Source organism: Streptomyces aurantiogriseus (assembly GCF_014649375.1).
Taxonomy (GTDB): Bacteria; Actinomycetota; Actinomycetes; order Streptomycetales; family Streptomycetaceae; genus Streptomyces; species Streptomyces aurantiogriseus.
The window spans coordinates 618,035-634,534 of sequence record NZ_BMSX01000002.1 but is presented as its reverse complement, the minus strand read 5'-3'; the positions used below and the strand labels follow the sequence as shown (position 1 = coordinate 634,534).

The following is a 16,500-nucleotide window of genomic DNA, read 5'->3' as shown; positions in this document are numbered from 1 at the left end:
GGCGTGGGACCGCGTCCCGCGCTGCCGGGCCGCGCGGTGGCGATCGGGGCCGCCACCCGCCGGCCCTGCACCCTCGTCGTGTGCCGGGGCTGCTGCTGCGGCGTCGCCCGCAAGCACCCCGGCTACGACCACGCCTGGCAACTGGACCGCCTGCGCGCGGCCGCCGCCGCGTCCGACGGCGCCTTCCAGGTCCGTACGACGGACTGCCTCGGCCCCTGTGACCAGGCCAACGTCATCGTCGTGCAGCCCTCCGCCGCCGGACGCCGGGCGGGCGGCCGGGCCACCTGGGTCGGGTTCGCCATGGACGACGACTGCACCGAGGAGATCCTGGACTGGGCGGCCGCCGGCGGGCCGGGCGTCGCCGAGCCGCCGGTCACCCTGGAGCTGCAGTTCATCCGCCCGCCCCGAGAGACGCGGGCCCGCGGCCGCCGGTGACGACACCCGCCCGGCCCGGACGATCCCCCGCATCGCCCGGACCCGGGGCGCCGCCCCCTGACTCCCGCTAGAACACGGGCAGTTCGTACCGCACCCCGGTGAGCCGCTCCGACAGCTCCCACAGCCGGCGCCCGGTCTCCTCGTCGGCGGCCGCGGGAGACAGCCGTACCCGCGTCGGTGCGCCGCGCAACTCGCCCGGACCGTCGGGGCCGATGAAGTCGCCGCCGCGCACCTCGGGCGCGGTCGCCGCGTGGAGCTGGGGCAGCGCGCCCCGGTCCGCGGGCTGTGCGAACAGCGGGCCGCCGAGGTGCCCGAACAGCACGCGGTACAGCCGGACCGGCCCGTTGAACTGGAGGTTGGTGCGGGTGTAGCCGGGGTGCGCGAGCAGGCTGCGCACCGGGCTGCCCGCCGCGTCGAGCCGCCGGTGCAGCTCCCGCCCGAAGACGGCGTTGGCGAACTTCGACTGGTTGTAGAAGGCCATGGGCCGGTAACCGCGCTCGCCGGAGAGGTCGTCCCAGCGCAGGCGGCCCTGCCGGTGGTTGACCGAGCTGACCGTGACGACACGCGGATCGCTGCCCGCGGCCAGCCGGTCGAGCAGCCGACCGGTGAGCGCGAAGTGGCCGAGGTGGTTCGCGGCGAACTGCACCTCGTGCCCCTGGGCGCTGAGCGTGCGCGGTGGCGCCATCACGCCGGCGTTGTTCACGAGGACGTCCACGCGCGCGTGGTCGGCGCGCAGCCCGTCGGCGAAGGCGTGCACGGAGTCGAGGTCGGCGAGGTCGAGCCGGCGCACCTCCAGCCGGGCGCCGGGCTCTTCGGCGGTGAGGTCCGCGACCGTCCGCCGCCCCTTCTCCGGGTCCCGCACGGCGAGGACGACGTGTCCGCCCGCTCGGGCGAGGGCCCGGGCGGTCGCCAGGCCGAGGCCACTGGTGGCTCCGGTGACGACGTGCACCCGTCCGGTCTGGTCGGGGATCTCCGCGGTGGTCCAGCGCTGCTGCTCACTCATGCGGCACACCTTGCCCTCCATGACACCAAGTGTCAATACGGCACCGAGTGACATACATGGCATGGAGATAGAATGGACCGGTGAGCACCCGACCGGCCGTCACCCTGGCCCAGCGCAAACGTCAGCTCGTCTCGGACGAACTGAGCGAGGCCGCCCTGCAGTTGCTCGCCCTGAAGGGGTTCGACGGCGTCACCATCGACGAGATCGCGGTCGCGGCAGGGGTGTCCAAGCGGACGTTCTTCCGGTACTTCGCGTCCAAGGAGGACGTCGTCGTCCAGTTCCTGTCCGGCATGGGCGAGGCGATGCGCGCGGAGCTGGCGGCCCGCCCCGCCGGCGAACCCCCCTCGGTCGCCCTGCGGCACACCGTCCAGGTGCCCGTCGCCGAGTGCGCCGACCGCTCCGACCACGCCGAACGGGCCCTGCGCGTGGTCCGCCTGATCCTGCGCACCCCCGCTCTGCGCGCCCGCTTCCTGGAACGCCAGGCCCAGTGGCGCGACGACCTCGCCACGGAACTGGGCCGCCGTCTGCCGCCCGGCCCCGACACCGACCTGTGGGCCCATCTGGCCGCCGGGATGACGCTCACCGCCTTCGACACGGTCCTGCGGCGCTGGAGCGACAGCGACGGCACCGAGGATCCGACGACCCTGACCGACCGCGCGTTCACCCTGCTGGCCCCCGCACTGGACTCCGGTCAACCTTCTGTGTGAGCAGGCGAGTTGGAGCCCTCCGATCTTGATGACATAGGTTGGCCGGATGGTGGAGGGGACGAGGACCGAGTCGCAATCCGTACGGTCCGTACGGTCCGGTGGGGCGGCACGCTCGTCCGTGCTGATGGCGCTGGGCACCGTCGTGTCGCGCGCGACCGGCCTGATCCGGCAGGTCCTCCAGGCCGCCGCCCTGGGCACCGGCCTGCTGGCCAGCACGTACAACACGGCGAACACCGTGCCGACCAGCCTGTACACGCTGCTGATCGGCGGCGCGCTCAACGCGGTGCTGGTGCCCCAGCTGGTGCGGGCGAGGACCACCCACCCCGACGGCGGGCGCGCCTACGAACAGCGACTGGTCACCCTGGTCGTCACCGTCCTGGCCGTCGGCACCGCCCTCGCGGTGTGGGCGGCCCCGCAGATCGTCGCGGTGTACATGCGCGACACCCCGGACAACCACGAGGCCTACGAACTCACCGTCGTCTTCGCCCGTTTCCTGCTCCCGCAGATCTTCTTCTACGGCCTGTTCAACATCTACGGCCAAGTCCTCAACGCCCGTGAGCGGTTCGGCGCGATGATGTGGACCCCCGTCCTCAACAACCTCGTCCTGCTGGGCATGTTCGGCGCCTACCTGGGCCTGATGACCGTTCCGGAGCGGGTGCAGGACATCACCGAGACCCACATCCGCCTGCTGGGCATCGGAACGACGGCCGGCATCGCGGTGCAGGCCCTCGCCCTGATCCCGTTCGCCCGGGCGGCCGGCTTCCGCTTCCGCCCGCGTTTCGACTGGCGCGGCTCGGGTCTGGGCTCCGGGATCCGCGCCGCCCAGTGGACCCTGCTCTTCGTCCTGACGAACCTGGTCGCCCTGACGGTGGTCACCAACTACGCCAACGCGGCCGACCAGGCGCTGCCCGACGCCGGCGCGGGCTACTCGGCGTACACGTACGCGCAGACGATCTGGATGCTGCCGCAGTCGGTGGTGACCGTCTCCCTGGTGACGGCGCTGCTGCCGCGCATGAGCCGGGCGGTGGCGGAGGGCCGGATCGCGGACCTGCGCGCGGACCTGTCGCGCGGGCTGCGGGTGAGTGGGGTGGTGATCGTCCCCGCCGCCTTCCTGTTCCTGGCTCTGGGCCCGAGGATCTCCACACTGCTGTTCGCCCACGGCGCGGCCGACGCGGCCTCCGCCCGGCCCCTCGGGTACATGCTCCAGGCCTTCGGCCTCGGGCTGATCCCCTTCTCCGCGCAGTACCTGCTGCTGCGCGGCTTCTACGCCTTCGAGGACACCCGAACCCCGTTCTTCCTGGCGGTCAGGATCGCGGCGGTAAACATCGCCCTGGCCACCGCCTGCCACCTGCTGCTGCCCGCCCGGTGGGCGGTGACCGGCATGGCCGGCGCCTACACGCTGTCCTACCTGGTCGGTCTCGCCTTCACCGTGCGGCTGCTGCGCCGCAGGACCGGCGCCCGCCTCGACGACGGGGCGCTGCGGCGTACGTACACCAGGCTGCTGTGCGCGGCCGGCCTCGCCGCGGCCCTGGCCTGGGCGGTGGACCGGTCCTGCGCCCAGTCGCTGGGCGACGGCACACTGCCCACCGCGCTCGCGCTCGCCGCCGGAACTTTGACCATGGGGTTGGCGTACGTGGGCCTGGCCCGGCTGCTGAAGGTCGGGGAGCTGCGGGAGCTGCGCGGGCTGCGGTGAGACCGGGAGAACCCGCCCGATCCTTCACCCTCGTCCGGATCGTCCGAGGCGTCCGGAGGCCGCCGCCGTGAACACCGCGCCTTGGGAAGTACCGCCCGCGAGCCATCCGCCGGTCGGGGCGAAGGCGAGGCAGGTGGTCTGTCGGCCGATGCCCGGCGGCGCGGTTTCCGTGGTCATGCCCCGGGTGTCCGACAGGACGAGTGCTCCGTTGATGTGCACGGTCGCCATGACGGTCACCGGCTTCCCCTGGCCGGCGGTGAGCAGGTTCGTGGGCCGCGGGGAGTGGGCGATCACGACCGGCTCTCCGTTGGAGTCCCAGTCCCTCCACCGGCTGCCCCGACGCAGGGCTTGCCAGGTCCGGATGTCGATGTCCGCGCCCTCGTAGCCGGGGCCTACCGCTGTGAGTCCGTCGCCCTGGACGGAGCGGACCAGCCCGTTGATGCGGGCGCCTGCGGAGAGGTCGTCGGCGTCGAGCAGCGGGAGCCGGCCGAGGATGTCGCCGGTGCCGTGTGATCTGCGGCGGACCAGCGTCCCCCGGTCGGTGACGGTGCACACCGTGAACGCCGTGTCGACGACGATCCCGACCACACGCTCGGCAGCGGCGGGCAGATCGGGAGTGAGGGCGGCACCGCTCTGCGTCCGTACCCGGACGACTCCGTCCTCGTGTCCGACGAGGAGCAGGGAGCGCCCCTCGTCCGTGACGGCGAGGGCGGTGACGGGTGACGCACGCCGGTGAAGGACCGTGACGCGGCGGCGGCTTGTGGCGTCCCAGACGACGACCGTGCCGTTCTCGCCGCCGGTCACGAACTCCGAGTCGCCTGTGAAGGCAAGGGCGTTGACCTTCTCCTGGCCCGAGTCGCGCACGGTCGGGGCCCGGCCGGTGTCCGTGGCGTCCCAGATCCGGACCGTGCCGTCGGCTCCGCCGGAGACGAGCAGACGCCCGTCGGGGGAGCATGCCAAGGCGTGAACGGGGCCGACATGGCGTTCGGCCCGTGCGGTGACGACGAGTTGCGCGGCAGACGCGGAGGGCGAGGCCCCGGCCTCCGCGCCGTCTGCCATGCCGTCGCCGGTCAGCAGCAGCCGCCCGGCCACGGCCGTCGCGACGGCCCCTCCGGCCAGCAGTGCCGCTCCCAGGTAGGCACGACGGGTGAGGGAACGCCCGTCCTGCACCGGGGTTGCGGTGGCGGGCCAGGGGCCATCGTCCGTGGGGCTCCCCGACTCACGGCGCTCGTCGGCCGGGGCTGAGTCTTCCGGCTCGTCCCGCTCGTCCCGCTCCTGACGGCCCTTGCCGGTCGGCCCGGCCGCTCGCTCCAGCAGGTCGGCCGCGTGGTCCGCCGACATCCGGAACACCGGGTTCTTGCGCAGCAGCCCGTCGACGACCGGTGCGAGCGCACCCGCCCCGGCGGGCACCGGAGTCGGGTCGGAGATGATCCGGTAGAGCACGCCCAGGGCCGAGTCCCCGGTGAACGGCGGCCGTCCCTCCACCATGGCGAACAGGGTCGCGCCCAGCGCCCACAGGTCACCCCCCGCCTCCGCCGGGCCACCGCGGGCACGTTCGGGCGCCATGTAGTGCGGGGAGCCCATGACCGCACCGGTCGTGGTCAGGGTGGGGTTGCCCTCGACGTAGGCGATCCCGAAGTCGGTCAGGACGACCCGGCCGGACCGGTCGATCATGATGTTGGCGGGTTTGACGTCCCGGTGGACGACACCGCACTCCCACGCGGCTCGCAAGGCGTCGAGCACGTCGAGACCGATCCGTGCCGTCTCGGGCACCGACAGCGGTCCGTCGCGCCGGATGCGTTCCTCGACCGACTCGCCCCGCACCAGTTCCATGACGATCCAGGGCCGGCCGTCCTCCTCGAAGGTGTCGTACACCTGGACGACCGAGGGATGCTCGACCATGGCGGCGGCCTGGGCTTCCCGGAGCATACGGGCGTGCGCTCTGCCCACGTCGGCGTCCGGCACCTGACCCTGCACATGGAGTTCCTTGACCGCGACCGTGCGCCGGAGCGTGGCGTCCCGCGCCCGCCACACGGTTCCCATGCCACCGGCCCCGAGCCTCTCCACCAGCCGGTACCGCCCGGCGAGCACCCTGCCGTCCTGCACCGACATGTCCGCCTCCCCTTCCCCTGGAGTCCCTGCCCTGTACATGCACGGGCGACGCCATGGGGCCGGTTCCCGGTCGGGAGGTGGTGGCGTCGGTCACGCTCAGGAGTGGGCCTCCACGCGGACCGGTGTGCCGTCCGGCAGGGTGAGGTCGAGACGGGTCCCGTCGGCCGGCGCCACGGCGGGTGCGCCCTCCACCCGGACGAGCGGGCGTCGGATGCGCTCGGGCAGCCTCAGCCGTGCGGTCGCGGTGCCCGTTCCCTCCCGTACGACACGTGTCTGAAGGCTCTGCTCCCCCGCGAACACGACGAAGGCCGTCTCCCCGTCATCGAGGAAACGGCCTGCGACCCGCATTAAAGCTGGTCGGGACGACAGGATTTGAACCTGCGACCCCTTGACCCCCAGTCAAGTGCGCTACCAAGCTGCGCCACGTCCCGTTGCCCGTCTGACCTGGGGTTTCCCCCGGCCGAACGTGCAGGGAAACCATACCGCACTCGGGTCGGTGGTCGCGCACCCGTTTATCGGGGCCCGGCCATCGTCACCCCCGGCCGACGCCCCGGCTCCACGTCACTCCCCCGCCGGCACCCCCAGCCCCGGATACGCCTCCAGCAGCCGCGGCGGGGCCGCCTGGCGCCAGGAGTCGGCCAGGATGTCGCGCAGCTCGTCCTCGTCCTCCAGGGCGGCCAGCCGGACCCGGACCCAGGCGAACTGGGCCTCGTGGTCGGCGATCCAGAACTTTCCGGGCTCGGCGAGCACGAGCTCGTCGCGCTCCTCCTTGGGGCAGCGCACGGCGAGGGAGGTCTCCTCCTCGGGCAGTGTGGCGAACATCTTCCCGGCGACCCGGAAGGTGGGCATGCTCCAGGCGATCTTCTCCGTCGTGTCCGGCAGGGACAGGGCGATACGGCGTACGTCTTCTGCGTCCGGCATGCTTCGCACCGTAGCGCCTGCCACTGACATTGATGCTGGTACGCAGAGTCACCCGGCGGCCACCTGCTTGTAGTACAGGGTGGTCGGCCGCAGAACGCCGGCCGGGCTCGCCGCGTAGTCGGGGATCACCCCCGCCCGGGTCCACCCGGCGCTGCGGTAGAGGTGTTCGGCGGGGCTGTCGGTCTCGGTGTCGAGGTGGAGGAGGGTGACGCCGGCCGCGGTGGCGGCCTTCTCCGCGGTGGTCAGGAGCCTGCGGCCGAGACCCTTGCCCCGGGCGTCCCGGTGGACCATCAGCTTGACGAGTTCGGCGCGGTGCCGGCTGTTGGGCTTGCCGGGGAAGTCCAGGCCGACGGTGCCGACGACACGGTCGCCGTCGTGGGCCGCCCAGACCGCGAGCTGTCCGGCGGCCACCCCCGCCGCCCGCTCCCGCCACCAGGCGACGGCCTCCGCGTGGTCGAGCGGGGCGAGGAAGCCGACCGAGGCACCGCCGTCCACCGTGTCGATCAACAGGTCGGCCAACGCGTCTGTCCTGTCGAGCAGTTGGCCGGCGTCGAGACGGGTCGTCGTCATGGGAGCACCACCGCCAGGACGTACCGCACGTCCGCGTCGCCCGCGCACCGGAACCGCGTCGGCCCCCACACCCGAAGCCGCAGGCAGTCGCCGGCGTCGAGGTGGTGGTCGACGTCCTGGGCCGTGACGTCGAGGGCGCCGTCCAGCACCCAGATGTGCTGCTCCAGGCCGGGGACGGGCGGCCGGTCGTAGGCGATGTCGGCGCCCGGGGCGAGCCGGCCCTCGACGAGTTCGCCACGCAGTCCGGGGTGCGGGGGCGACACCGAGCGCCGGAGGAATCCGGAGGCGCGGTCCTCCCAGACGGGCTGCTCGGTGGCCCGCACCAGCGGCGCGGGCTCCGCCTCGACCTCGCTGAGCAGCCGGGACATGGTCCGCCCGTAGACGTGGCACAGGCGGTTGAGCAGCGCGGCCGTCGGGCTGACCTCCGCCCGCTCGGCACGCGACAGGGTCGAGCGGCTCACCCCGCTGCGCTCGGCCAACTCCCCCAGGGACCAGCCGCGTTCGGCCCGCAGCTCGGCCAGACGGGCGGCGAGCCGGACATCCACCGCGCCTTCCGTTTCGGTTCTCATATCCGGGACGCTATCCCAGATATGAAACGCGGCCGTTACGGAACGCTCACGCCCGCGCGGTCTCCCCCAACGCCTCCAGCACCGGCCGGATCAGCGGGTGCTCCTCCGCGCCACGACGTACGGCCGCGAAGACGCGGCGGGTGGGCGCGACCCCGTCGACCGGCCGGACGACGACCCCGCTCAGCTCCATGCCACGCAGCGCCGAACGCGGCACGAGGGCCACACCGGCGTCGGCCGAGGCCAGCGCGACGACCGCGCGGAAGTCGTCCGAGGAGTGCTCCAGGCGGGGCTGGAATCCGGCGTGCTCACAGGCCAGGACCACCACGTCGTGGCAGGGGTTGCCGGGGTACGGCCCGATCCACGCGTCCTTAGCCAGCTCGGCGAGGGGCACCTCGGCGGCGTCGGCCAGCCGGTGGGTGACCGGGACGACGGCGTCGAAGGGCTCGGCGTACAGCGGGACATGGGTGAGGCGCGGATCGTCGGCGGACGGGGCCCCGCGGTACTCGACGGCGACCGCGACATCGACCTGACGGTCGAGGACCATCGGCAGGCTGGCGTCGCCCTCGGCGTCCTGGACGCGGATCCTTATCCCCGGCGCGGTGCCGGCGAGCCGGGCCACCGCGGGCGCCACGACCAGGGCGATGCCGGTGGCGAAGGCGGCGACCGTGACCGTCCCGGCGGCCCCGGAGCCGTAGGCGGCCAGTTCCGCCTCGGCCCGCTCCAGCTGGGCGAGGACCACATGGGTGTGGGCGAGCAGGATCTCGCCGGCCGGGGTGAGCCGTACACCCTTGGCGCCACGCTCGACCAGGCGGTGGCCGGTCTCCTGCTCCAGGGCCGTGAGCTGCTGGGAGACGGCGGAGGGCGTGAGGTACAGCGCGGCGGCAGCCGCCGTCACCGTGCGGTGGTCGGCCACCGCACGGAGGATGTGGAGCCGCCGCGCTTCGATCATGTGAACGATTATCGCAATATGTCCGGGCTGCTCAGTCCCCCAGCTCCGCCCGCGACGCCACGAACGCGTCCACCGCCCGGTTCACGTCCTGCAGGGAGTGCGCGGCGGACAGCTGGACGCGGATACGGGCCTGGCCCTGCGGGACGACCGGGTAGGAGAAGCCGATCACGTACACCCCGCGCTCCAGCAGCAGCTCGGCCATCCGGCCCGCCTTCGCCGCGTCACCGATCATCACGGGCGCGATGGCGTGGTCGCCGGGGAGGATGTCGAAGCCCTCGCCGGTCATACGGCGGCGGAACAGGGCCGTGTTCTCGGCGAGCCGTACGCGCAGGTCGTCGGCGGACTCCAGCAGGTCCAGGACCTTCAGCGAGGCCGCGGCGATCACCGGAGCGAGGGTGTTGGAGAAGAGGTACGGGCGGGAGCGCTGGCGCAGGAGCGCCACGATCTCGGCGCGGGCGGCGACGTAACCGCCGGAGGCGCCGCCGAGCGCCTTGCCCAGCGTGCCGGTGATGATGTCGACGCGGTCCATCACGCCGTGCAGCTCGGGCGTGCCGCGGCCGCCGGGGCCGACGAAGCCGACGGCGTGCGAGTCGTCGACCATGACCATGGCGTCGTAGCGGTCGGCGAGGTCGCAGATCTCGCGCAGGGGCGCCACATAGCCGTCCATGGAGAAGACGCCGTCGGTGACGATCAGTCGGCGGCGCGCGTCGGACGCCTCCTTCAACTGCGCCTCCAGGTCGGCCAGATCACGGTTGGCGTACCGGAAGCGGCGTGCCTTGGACAGCCGGATGCCGTCGATGATCGAGGCGTGGTTCAGCGCGTCGGAGATCACCGCGTCCTCGGGGCCCAGCAGCGTCTCGAAGACACCGCCGTTGGCGTCGAAGCAGGAGGAGTACAGGATCGTGTCCTCCTGACCGAGGAAGGCGGACAGCCGCGCCTCCAGCTCCTTGTGCACCTCCTGCGTGCCGCAGATGAAGCGCACGGACGCCATGCCGTAGCCCCAGCGGTCCAGGGCCTCGTGGGCGGCGGCGATCACCTCGGGATGGTCGGCCAGGCCGAGGTAGTTGTTGGCGCAGAAGTTGAGGACCTCGCCGGGCCGGCCGCCCGCGGTGACGTTCACGGTCGCGGACTGCGGGGTGCCGATGACGCGCTCGGGCTTGTGCAGGCCGGCGGCGCGGATCTCGTCGAGGGTGGCGCGAAGGTCGTCGCGTACGGAGTCGAACATCGAAAAGCTCCTGAAAGTGCTTGCGAAGAAGGGGAGTCACGCGGTCCAGTCGAGGATGACCTTGCCGCCGCGGCCGCTCGCCGCGTCCGCGAACGCCGCCTCGAAGTCGCGGTGGTCGTAGCGGCCGGTGATCACGGGGGCGAGGTCGAGGCCGCCCTCCAGGAGGACCGACATCGCGTACCAGGTCTCGAACATCTCACGGCCGTAGATGCCCTTGATGGTGATCATCGAGGTGACGATGCGGGCCCAGTCGACCGGGAACTCCTCGGACGGCAGGCCGAGCATGGCGATACGGCCGCCGTGCGTCATGTTGGCGATCATGTCGCGCAGGGCCTCGGGGCGCCCGGACATCTCCAGCCCGATGTCGAAGCCCTCGCGCAGGCCCAACTCCCGCTGTCCGTCGGCGATGGACGCCTGCGACACGTTCAGGGCGAGGCTCGCGCCGATCTTGCGGGCCAGTTCCAGGCGCTCCTCGCTGACGTCGGTGACGACGACGTTGCGGGCGCCCGCGTGCCGGGCGACGGCGGCGGCCATCAGGCCGATCGGGCCGGCGCCGGTGATCAGGACGTCCTCGCCGACCAGCGGGAAGGAGAGCGCGGTGTGCACCGCGTTGCCGAACGGGTCGAAGATCGCCGCCACATCGAGGTCGACCGGCACGCGGTGCACCCAGACGTTGGCCACGGGCAGGGCGACGTACTCGGCGAAGGCACCGTCGCGGCCGACACCGAGACCGACGGTGGCCCGGCACAGATGGCGGCGCCCGGCGAGGCAGTTGCGGCACTTGCCGCACACCAGGTGCCCTTCGCCGCTCACCCGGTCACCGATCTTCACGTCGGTGACATCGCGTCCGGTGTCGACGACCTCGCCGACGAACTCGTGCCCGACCACGAGCGGGGTGCGGATCGCCTGCCGCGCCCAGCCGTCCCAGGCCCGGATGTGCAGGTCGGTGCCGCAGATGCCGGTGCGGAGCACCTTGATCAGCACGTCGCCGGGTCCGACGGCGGGCTCCGGGACGTCCGCGAGCCACAGCCCGGGCTCCGCCTTCTCCTTGACCAGCGCCTTCAACGCTACGGCTCCTGTGGGTGAGACCCCGCGCCGGGCATGCCGAAGGAGCCCGTGCCGGGGAGAGGGGTGGAATCCCGTAGCAATCTGCCGTACGGCGGCGACCCGGTCCATCGAGACTTTCTTAAGCGGTGCCACAGCTCTGCTTCACGCCTCTCGGCGACGTGCGACCCTGGACGGGGGGACCGACCGACGGGGAGACGCTCATGACCACAGCCCAGGACCTGTTGTTCGTCTCGTTGGACGTGCCGCCCGTGCGCCCCGTGGAGCAGGGCGAGCTGTCCCTCGCCCTCGCGGGAGCCGAGGTGATCGACCTGGCAGAGGTCGGAGCGCTCGTCCTCGACGGCGACCGCCTCGTGCCCGGCCCGTCGCCGGCCGCGCAGGACCGCCTGCTGGCTCAGGCCGCGTCGTCCCTCGTCCGAGAGGAACCGTACGAGGCGGTCGAGGACTGGTTGTGGCGCCGCGGCCGTGGCCTGCTCTCGGCCTACACCGCCCGGCTGGAGGCGGACGGGCTGCTCACCCGGCCACGCGGCCGCCTGTTCGCCGCACGGCCCGCCCGCCCCACGCCGGCTGAGTCACCGGCCCGTCGCCATGCCGCCGAACGCTGGGCGTCGGGTGAGCCGGTCCTCGCCGCGCTGGCCGCCGCCGCCGGTATCCGGGACGAACCGGCCGACGGCTTCCCGGGTCCGCTGACCGAACCGGTGGTGACCGTGCTGGCCGCAGTCGGCGACGCGGTGACGGAACTGGTGGCCGTACGGCAGCGACGGTCCGTCGAGGAAGCCGCCTTCGACAACATCTGGCGGAGCGTCTGACGGTCGCACGGCACACCTGCCGCCGAAGGCCGAGGCACCGCTCACGGCGGGAATCCTCCGGCCTCCCGCCGTTCCAGCCGCCCGGCGAGATCCGCCGCGGTCGCCTTGATGGTCTCCAGCCCCGTCCTTCCCCAGGGCCGCGGCGCGAGATCGGCGACGCACACCGTGCCGAGCACCATGCCCGTCGTGTCGAGGAGTGGGGCGCCGAGGTAGGAGCGGATGCCGTACTCGTCGACGACGGGGTTGCCGGCGAAGCGCGGATAGTCGCGGACGTCCTCCAGGACCAGCGCCTTGCGCCGTACGACGACATGCGGGCAGTAGCCGTGGTCGCGGGCCAGCCGGCGGCCCAGCTCGGGCTTGCCGCCGCGAGCGGCGCGGCCGCCGTCCGGCGTGTGCAGCCCGGCGAAGAACTGCCGTTCCTCGCCGACGAAGTTGACCATGGCGTACGGCGCCCCGGTCAGCTCGGCGAGTCGGTCCGCGAAGGCGTCGAGGGCGGGGTCCGGCCGCTCCCCGAGGCCGAGTCGGCGCAGTCTTCGGGTGCGGGCGGGAGCTTCCTTGTCCTCGGGGGTGAGCAGCAGTCGACCGGCCGGGCGCGGCGGGTCGTAGCTCATGGGCGTGCTCCGTCGCTGTGGACGTACGGCATGTGCGGCTCCGGTGCGTGGTGTGCGGGGATCACCTGTGGGCGCCGCGGCTCGGCTGGGGTGCTGCCGGTGCGTGCGCGATGAGGTGCCTGACGAGGGTGAGGAGGGTCTGGACGCCGGAGGCGGAGATCCGGGCGTCGCAGCGCACGACGGGGATCTCCGGGTGCAGGTCCAGGGCCGCGCGCACCTCCTCGGGGTCGTAGCGGTGGGCTCCGTCGAACTCGTTGATGGCGACGATGAACCCGAGGCCGCGTTCCTCGAAGAAGTCGATGGCCGCGAAGCACTCCTCCAGCCGGCGAGTGTCGGCGAGGACGACCGCGCCGAGGGCGCCCTCGGACAGCTCGTCCCACATGAACCAGAACCGCTCCTGTCCGGGGGTGCCGAACAGGTACAGCACGTGGTGCGGGTCGAGCGTGATGCGGCCGAAGTCCATCGCCACGGTCGTCTCGACCTTGTTCTCGATGCCGTCGAGGTTGTCGGTCGCGGCGCTGACCGTGGTGAGCAGCTCTTCGGTGCTGAGGGGCGCGATCTCGCTGACCGCGCCGACGAAGGTCGTCTTGCCGACCCCGAACCCGCCCGCGACCAGGAGCTTCAGCGCGGTGGGAAAGGGGGCGGGGGCGGGGCCGTCGTCGCACTCGTCGCGCTCAGAGCTGGCGTCGTAGTCCATCGAGCACTGCCTCCAGTAGGGCCCGGTCGGTGGGGTTGTGGTGGAACTCGGGGGGCTTGGTGGTCAGCGCCCCGCAGTCGAGGAGGTCCGACAGCAGCACCTTGGTGACCGCCGCCGGCAGCTTCAGATGGGCGGCGACCTCGGCGACCGGGACGGGTGCCCGGCACAGGTCGAGGGCCTGCGCGTGCTCGGGGCCGAGGTAGCCGAGGGGGGTCACCCCGGTGGCTCTCACCTGGGACATGAGGTCGAGGGCGACGGTGGGCTCGGTGCGGCCGTTGCTGACCGTGAACGGGCGCACCAGGCGTCCGGCCGCGTCGTCGAGCCAGGGCCCGTCGCCGGCCGCCACCACGCTCAAGGCCCCATCACCGAGGGTTCCACGGCGTGCTGCCGGGGCGCGGTCACCAGGTAGGGGCGGACGCTCTTGACGAGCATCGCCATCTCGTAGCCGAGGACCGCGGCGTCGGCCTCGCGGCCCGCGAGGACGGCGAGGCAGGTGCCGGAACCGGCCGTGGTGACGAACAGCAGGGTCGAGTCGAGCTCGACGACGACCTGGCGCACGTCCCCGCCGTCACCGAAGCGGACACCGGCGCTGCGGCCGAGGGAGTACAGACCGGAGGCCAGGGCGGCCATGTGGTCGGCGCTGTCGGGGTCGAGGCCGTGCACGGACTTCACGAGGCCGTCGCAGGAGAGGAGGACCGCACTGGTCGTGTGCGGTACGCGCTGGACGAGGCCGCTCATCAGCCAGTCGAGATCGGATACGAGGCCGGTCGGCGCATCGCTCGCCATGGTGGATCGACTCCTTGGGGTACGAAGGTCTGCGGGAGCGGTGGGGGTGGGGGTGGGGGCGGGGGTGGTCAGGGGGGTGCTCATCCGGCTGGTGCGCTCCCGTCGTGCCGGGTGGTGGGGTGGTGGTCGGGGCCGGACACGCCGTACGCCTCGGGGGCGGCGGGGGCGTGCGCGGGGCGTGCTTCGGACAGGGCGGACGGGTGCGGTACGTCCGTGGCGGGCGGCGAGGGCCTCAGGGGGTCCGGTGCCGTGTACGGGGCCGGTTCCAGGGCCTCCGCCTCCAGGCTCTGCTGAGCCTCCGCGAGGACGATGCCGCGCTGGAAGGCCGCCATCAGGCCGGGGTCGTGGCCGGCGGGCTGCTCGCCGTCCTGGCGCGGGGCCGGGCCACCGCGCAGCTGGGGCACGATGTGCTCCTGGGCGCGGCGGCGGGGCAGTTGGGGCTTGCCCATGGTGCCGCGCACGGCGCCCGCGCGCGGGGTCGGTACGCGGCCCGCGTTCTCGTCGACGACGGGCCGGTCGCCGGGCCGGATACCGGGGACGGCCTCCGCCGGGTTGGGCCGCTCCTCGTGGGCGCCGCGCACGGGCAGCGGGGCCGGGCCACGGTCGTGCACGCGCGGGGCGTCGTGCTGGGGGCGGCCGGGTGGGACGGGTGACCCGCCCTGGAGTCGGGTTCCGGGGCCGGCCTGCGGGTTCGGGGGCACGGGCTGCGGGTTCGGGGGCACGGCCTGCGGAGTGAGCGGCGGCCGTTCCCCGCCCGAGGTGTTCCGCGGCTGTGCGGGGGACGGCGGCCGGCCCCCGGCGGACGTGGGCTGCGCCGACGGCCCGTCGGCCCTTCGGTGTCCCCCGGCCGTGACCGGCGTACCGGACGGAGACGCCCCGGCCGTCGGGGCGGCCTGCGTCCGGGGTGTCCGGGTCCGGCCGGCCGGACCGGCCGCCGGGGTCTGGCTGCTCGGGCCGGAGGTCGGGGTCCGGCCGGCCGGTGTCCGGGTGTCGGCCCGGACCTGGGCCTGTCCCGGCACCGTCCGGGGCGTCCGCCCCGGTGTGTCCTCGCCCGCCGGCACCGCTCCCCCGCGGCTCTCCTCCGCCTGCGGCACGGGCAGTACCGTCGCCGAGCCCAACAGGGCCTGTGGAACGACGAGGACGGCCTGGACCCCGCCGTAGATGTTGGACTGCAGGCGGACCCGGATGCCGTGGCGGCGGGCGAGCTGGGAGACGACGAAGAGGCCGATGCGGCCGTCGGCCAGCAGGCGGCCGACGTTCACCTGGTCGGGGTCGGCGAGCAGGGCGTTCATCCGGTTCTGTTCCTCGGCGGGCATACCGAGGCCCCGGTCCTCGACCTCGACGGCGAGCCCGGAGGTGACGAGGTTGGCGCGCAGCAGCACCTGGGTGTGCGGGGCGGAGAAGACCGTGGCGTTCTCGACGAGTTCGGCGAGCAGGTGGATGACGTCGGCGACCGCGTGCCCGCGCAGCTCGCCGTCGATCGGCGGGACCAGCTTGACCCGGGAGTACTGCTCGACCTCGGCGATGGCGGAGCGCAGCACCTCGATCATGGAGACGGGGTTGCTCCACTGCCGCCGGGAGACGGCGCCGCCGAGCACGGCGAGGTTCTCGGCGTGGCGGCGGATGCGGGTGGCGAGGTGGTCGACGTGGAAGAGGCCCTTGAGGAGGTCGGGGTCCTCGATCTCGTTCTCCAGCTCGTCGAGGATCGAGATCTCGCGGTGCACGAGCGACTGAAGACGCCGCGCGAGGTTGACGAAGACCTCGAGCTTCTGTTCGCTGCCGGCCTGGCTGGAGAGCTGGGCGGCCTGGACGACGGCGGTGACGGCCCCGTCGTGGGCGCGCGAGAGGTCGGCGGCGAGCAGCTCGAACTCGTCGGCGTCGGCGGGCGGGCCGCCGCGCGACGTGCGCTGGGGCGGGGCCTCGCCGCGGCGCAGCGTGTCGAGCAGGGCCCGCAGGTCGGCCTCGCCGTGTGCGCTGTTGCGGCGCAGCGCGGCGACGCGGTCGCTGACGGAGCGGGCGGCGCGGTCGGCGGCCACGGCCGCGATCAGGATGCCCGCGGCGGTCACTCCGACCGCGCCGGCCAGGACGGCCCACAGGGTCGGGCCGGGCCGGGTGCCGGTGGAGCGCACGGCGAACAGGACGGCCGCGCAGGCGCTGAGGGCGACGGCGGTCGGAGGGAGTACGGCGAGGCGCAGAAGCTGAGGCCGTATGTGTGTCTCGGCCGGTGCGGGTGCGGGGCGGGCGACCGGGCGTCCGTGCCGTCCGCTCTCACGGCGGTCTGCGCGTGCGGCCGGTGCGCGGAGGTGAGACATCGGGGGTCCTCGTACTGTGTCCGTCGGGCGTGGTGG

At 73.3% G+C, this 16,500-nt stretch carries 18 protein-coding genes and 1 tRNA gene; 4 read left to right on the top strand and 15 right to left on the bottom strand.

Going from position 1 to position 16,500, the window contains the following annotated elements; translation table 11 throughout:
- The first annotated feature begins 3 nt into the window (after positions 1-3).
- On the top strand, positions 4-435 hold the full coding sequence (locus IE263_RS06285; protein WP_373311874.1) for an NAD(P)H-dependent oxidoreductase subunit E: 432 nt from the start codon (positions 4-6) through the stop codon (positions 433-435).
- A gap of 67 nt (positions 436-502) precedes the next feature.
- Here the strand turns inward: IE263_RS06285 and IE263_RS06280 are convergent, their stop codons facing one another.
- On the bottom strand, positions 503-1,438 hold the full coding sequence (locus IE263_RS06280) for an oxidoreductase (protein WP_189933045.1): 936 nt from the start codon (positions 1,436-1,438) through the stop codon (positions 503-505).
- Positions 1,439-1,518: 80 nt separating this feature from the next.
- Here IE263_RS06280 and IE263_RS06275 point away from each other — a divergent pair, with 80 nt between their 5' ends.
- Positions 1,519-2,145: a TetR family transcriptional regulator gene (locus IE263_RS06275; protein WP_189933043.1), complete on the top strand. Its 627-nt coding sequence runs from the start codon at positions 1,519-1,521 to the stop codon at positions 2,143-2,145.
- A 46-nt stretch (positions 2,146-2,191) separates the two neighbouring features.
- Positions 2,192-3,838: a murein biosynthesis integral membrane protein MurJ gene (gene murJ / locus IE263_RS06270; RefSeq protein ID WP_189933041.1), complete on the top strand. Its 1,647-nt coding sequence runs from the start codon at positions 2,192-2,194 to the stop codon at positions 3,836-3,838.
- A gap of 24 nt (positions 3,839-3,862) precedes the next feature.
- On the opposite strand, the gene IE263_RS06265 is transcribed toward murJ, so the two are convergent.
- The 9 genes from IE263_RS06265 to tdh all read right to left on the bottom strand — a co-directional run bounded on the left by IE263_RS06265 (position 3,863) and on the right by tdh (position 11,249).
- Positions 3,863-5,950, bottom strand: coding sequence for a WD40 repeat domain-containing serine/threonine protein kinase (locus tag IE263_RS06265; RefSeq protein ID WP_189933039.1), 2,088 nt, complete (start codon positions 5,948-5,950; stop codon positions 3,863-3,865).
- Positions 5,951-6,046: 96 nt separating this feature from the next.
- Positions 6,047-6,298, bottom strand: coding sequence for a hypothetical protein (locus tag IE263_RS06260; protein ID WP_189933037.1), 252 nt, complete (start codon positions 6,296-6,298; stop codon positions 6,047-6,049).
- A 6-nt stretch (positions 6,299-6,304) separates the two neighbouring features.
- A tRNA-Pro gene (locus tag IE263_RS06255) sits at positions 6,305-6,381 on the bottom strand.
- A 130-nt stretch (positions 6,382-6,511) separates the two neighbouring features.
- The gene (locus IE263_RS06250) at positions 6,512-6,871 is read right to left on the bottom strand and encodes an MmcQ/YjbR family DNA-binding protein (protein ID WP_229910810.1); all 360 of its coding nucleotides are present in this window, start codon (positions 6,869-6,871) and stop codon (positions 6,512-6,514) included.
- A 48-nt stretch (positions 6,872-6,919) separates the two neighbouring features.
- Positions 6,920-7,441 carry a GNAT family N-acetyltransferase gene (locus IE263_RS06245; RefSeq protein WP_189933033.1) on the bottom strand — a complete coding sequence of 174 codons (522 nt, stop codon included), beginning with the start codon at positions 7,439-7,441 and terminating at the stop codon, positions 6,920-6,922.
- Positions 7,438-8,010, bottom strand: a complete 573-nt coding sequence (locus IE263_RS06240; RefSeq protein WP_189933031.1) for a helix-turn-helix domain-containing protein — start codon at positions 8,008-8,010, stop codon at positions 7,438-7,440. The genes IE263_RS06245 and IE263_RS06240 overlap by 4 nt, the downstream gene beginning before the upstream one ends.
- A 46-nt stretch (positions 8,011-8,056) precedes the next feature.
- Positions 8,057-8,959, bottom strand: a complete 903-nt coding sequence (locus IE263_RS06235) for a LysR family transcriptional regulator (protein ID WP_189933029.1) — start codon at positions 8,957-8,959, stop codon at positions 8,057-8,059.
- A 31-nt stretch (positions 8,960-8,990) separates the two neighbouring features.
- A complete protein-coding gene (locus IE263_RS06230) occupies positions 8,991-10,184 on the bottom strand; it encodes a glycine C-acetyltransferase (RefSeq protein ID WP_189933027.1) in 1,194 nt (397 codons plus the stop codon).
- Between the two features lie 36 nt (positions 10,185-10,220).
- A complete protein-coding gene (gene tdh, locus IE263_RS06225; protein WP_189933025.1) occupies positions 10,221-11,249 on the bottom strand; it encodes an L-threonine 3-dehydrogenase in 1,029 nt (342 codons plus the stop codon).
- Between the two features lie 203 nt (positions 11,250-11,452).
- On the opposite strand from tdh, the gene IE263_RS06220 reads away from it, so the two are divergent.
- Complete coding sequence (locus IE263_RS06220) at positions 11,453-12,058, top strand: GOLPH3/VPS74 family protein (protein ID WP_189933023.1); 606 nt, start codon at positions 11,453-11,455, stop codon at positions 12,056-12,058.
- 41 nt (positions 12,059-12,099) lie between these two features.
- Here the strand turns inward: IE263_RS06220 and IE263_RS06215 are convergent, their stop codons facing one another.
- The 5 genes from IE263_RS06215 to IE263_RS06195 all read right to left on the bottom strand — a co-directional run bounded on the left by IE263_RS06215 (position 12,100) and on the right by IE263_RS06195 (position 16,464).
- The gene (locus IE263_RS06215; RefSeq protein WP_189933021.1) at positions 12,100-12,669 is read right to left on the bottom strand and encodes a GAF domain-containing protein; all 570 of its coding nucleotides are present in this window, start codon (positions 12,667-12,669) and stop codon (positions 12,100-12,102) included.
- 61 nt (positions 12,670-12,730) lie between these two features.
- Positions 12,731-13,366, bottom strand: a complete 636-nt coding sequence (locus IE263_RS06210) for a GTP-binding protein (RefSeq protein WP_189933019.1) — start codon at positions 13,364-13,366, stop codon at positions 12,731-12,733.
- Entirely contained in the window at positions 13,344-13,715 is a 372-nt protein-coding gene (locus tag IE263_RS06205; RefSeq protein WP_189933213.1) for a DUF742 domain-containing protein, read from the bottom strand. The genes IE263_RS06210 and IE263_RS06205 overlap by 23 nt, the downstream gene beginning before the upstream one ends.
- Positions 13,716-13,717: 2 nt before the next feature.
- Positions 13,718-14,152 carry a roadblock/LC7 domain-containing protein gene (locus IE263_RS06200; RefSeq protein WP_189933017.1) on the bottom strand — a complete coding sequence of 145 codons (435 nt, stop codon included), beginning with the start codon at positions 14,150-14,152 and terminating at the stop codon, positions 13,718-13,720.
- A gap of 80 nt (positions 14,153-14,232) precedes the next feature.
- Positions 14,233-16,464, bottom strand: coding sequence for a sensor histidine kinase (locus IE263_RS06195; protein ID WP_189933015.1), 2,232 nt, complete (start codon positions 16,462-16,464; stop codon positions 14,233-14,235).
- Positions 16,465-16,500: the final 36 nt, after the last annotated feature.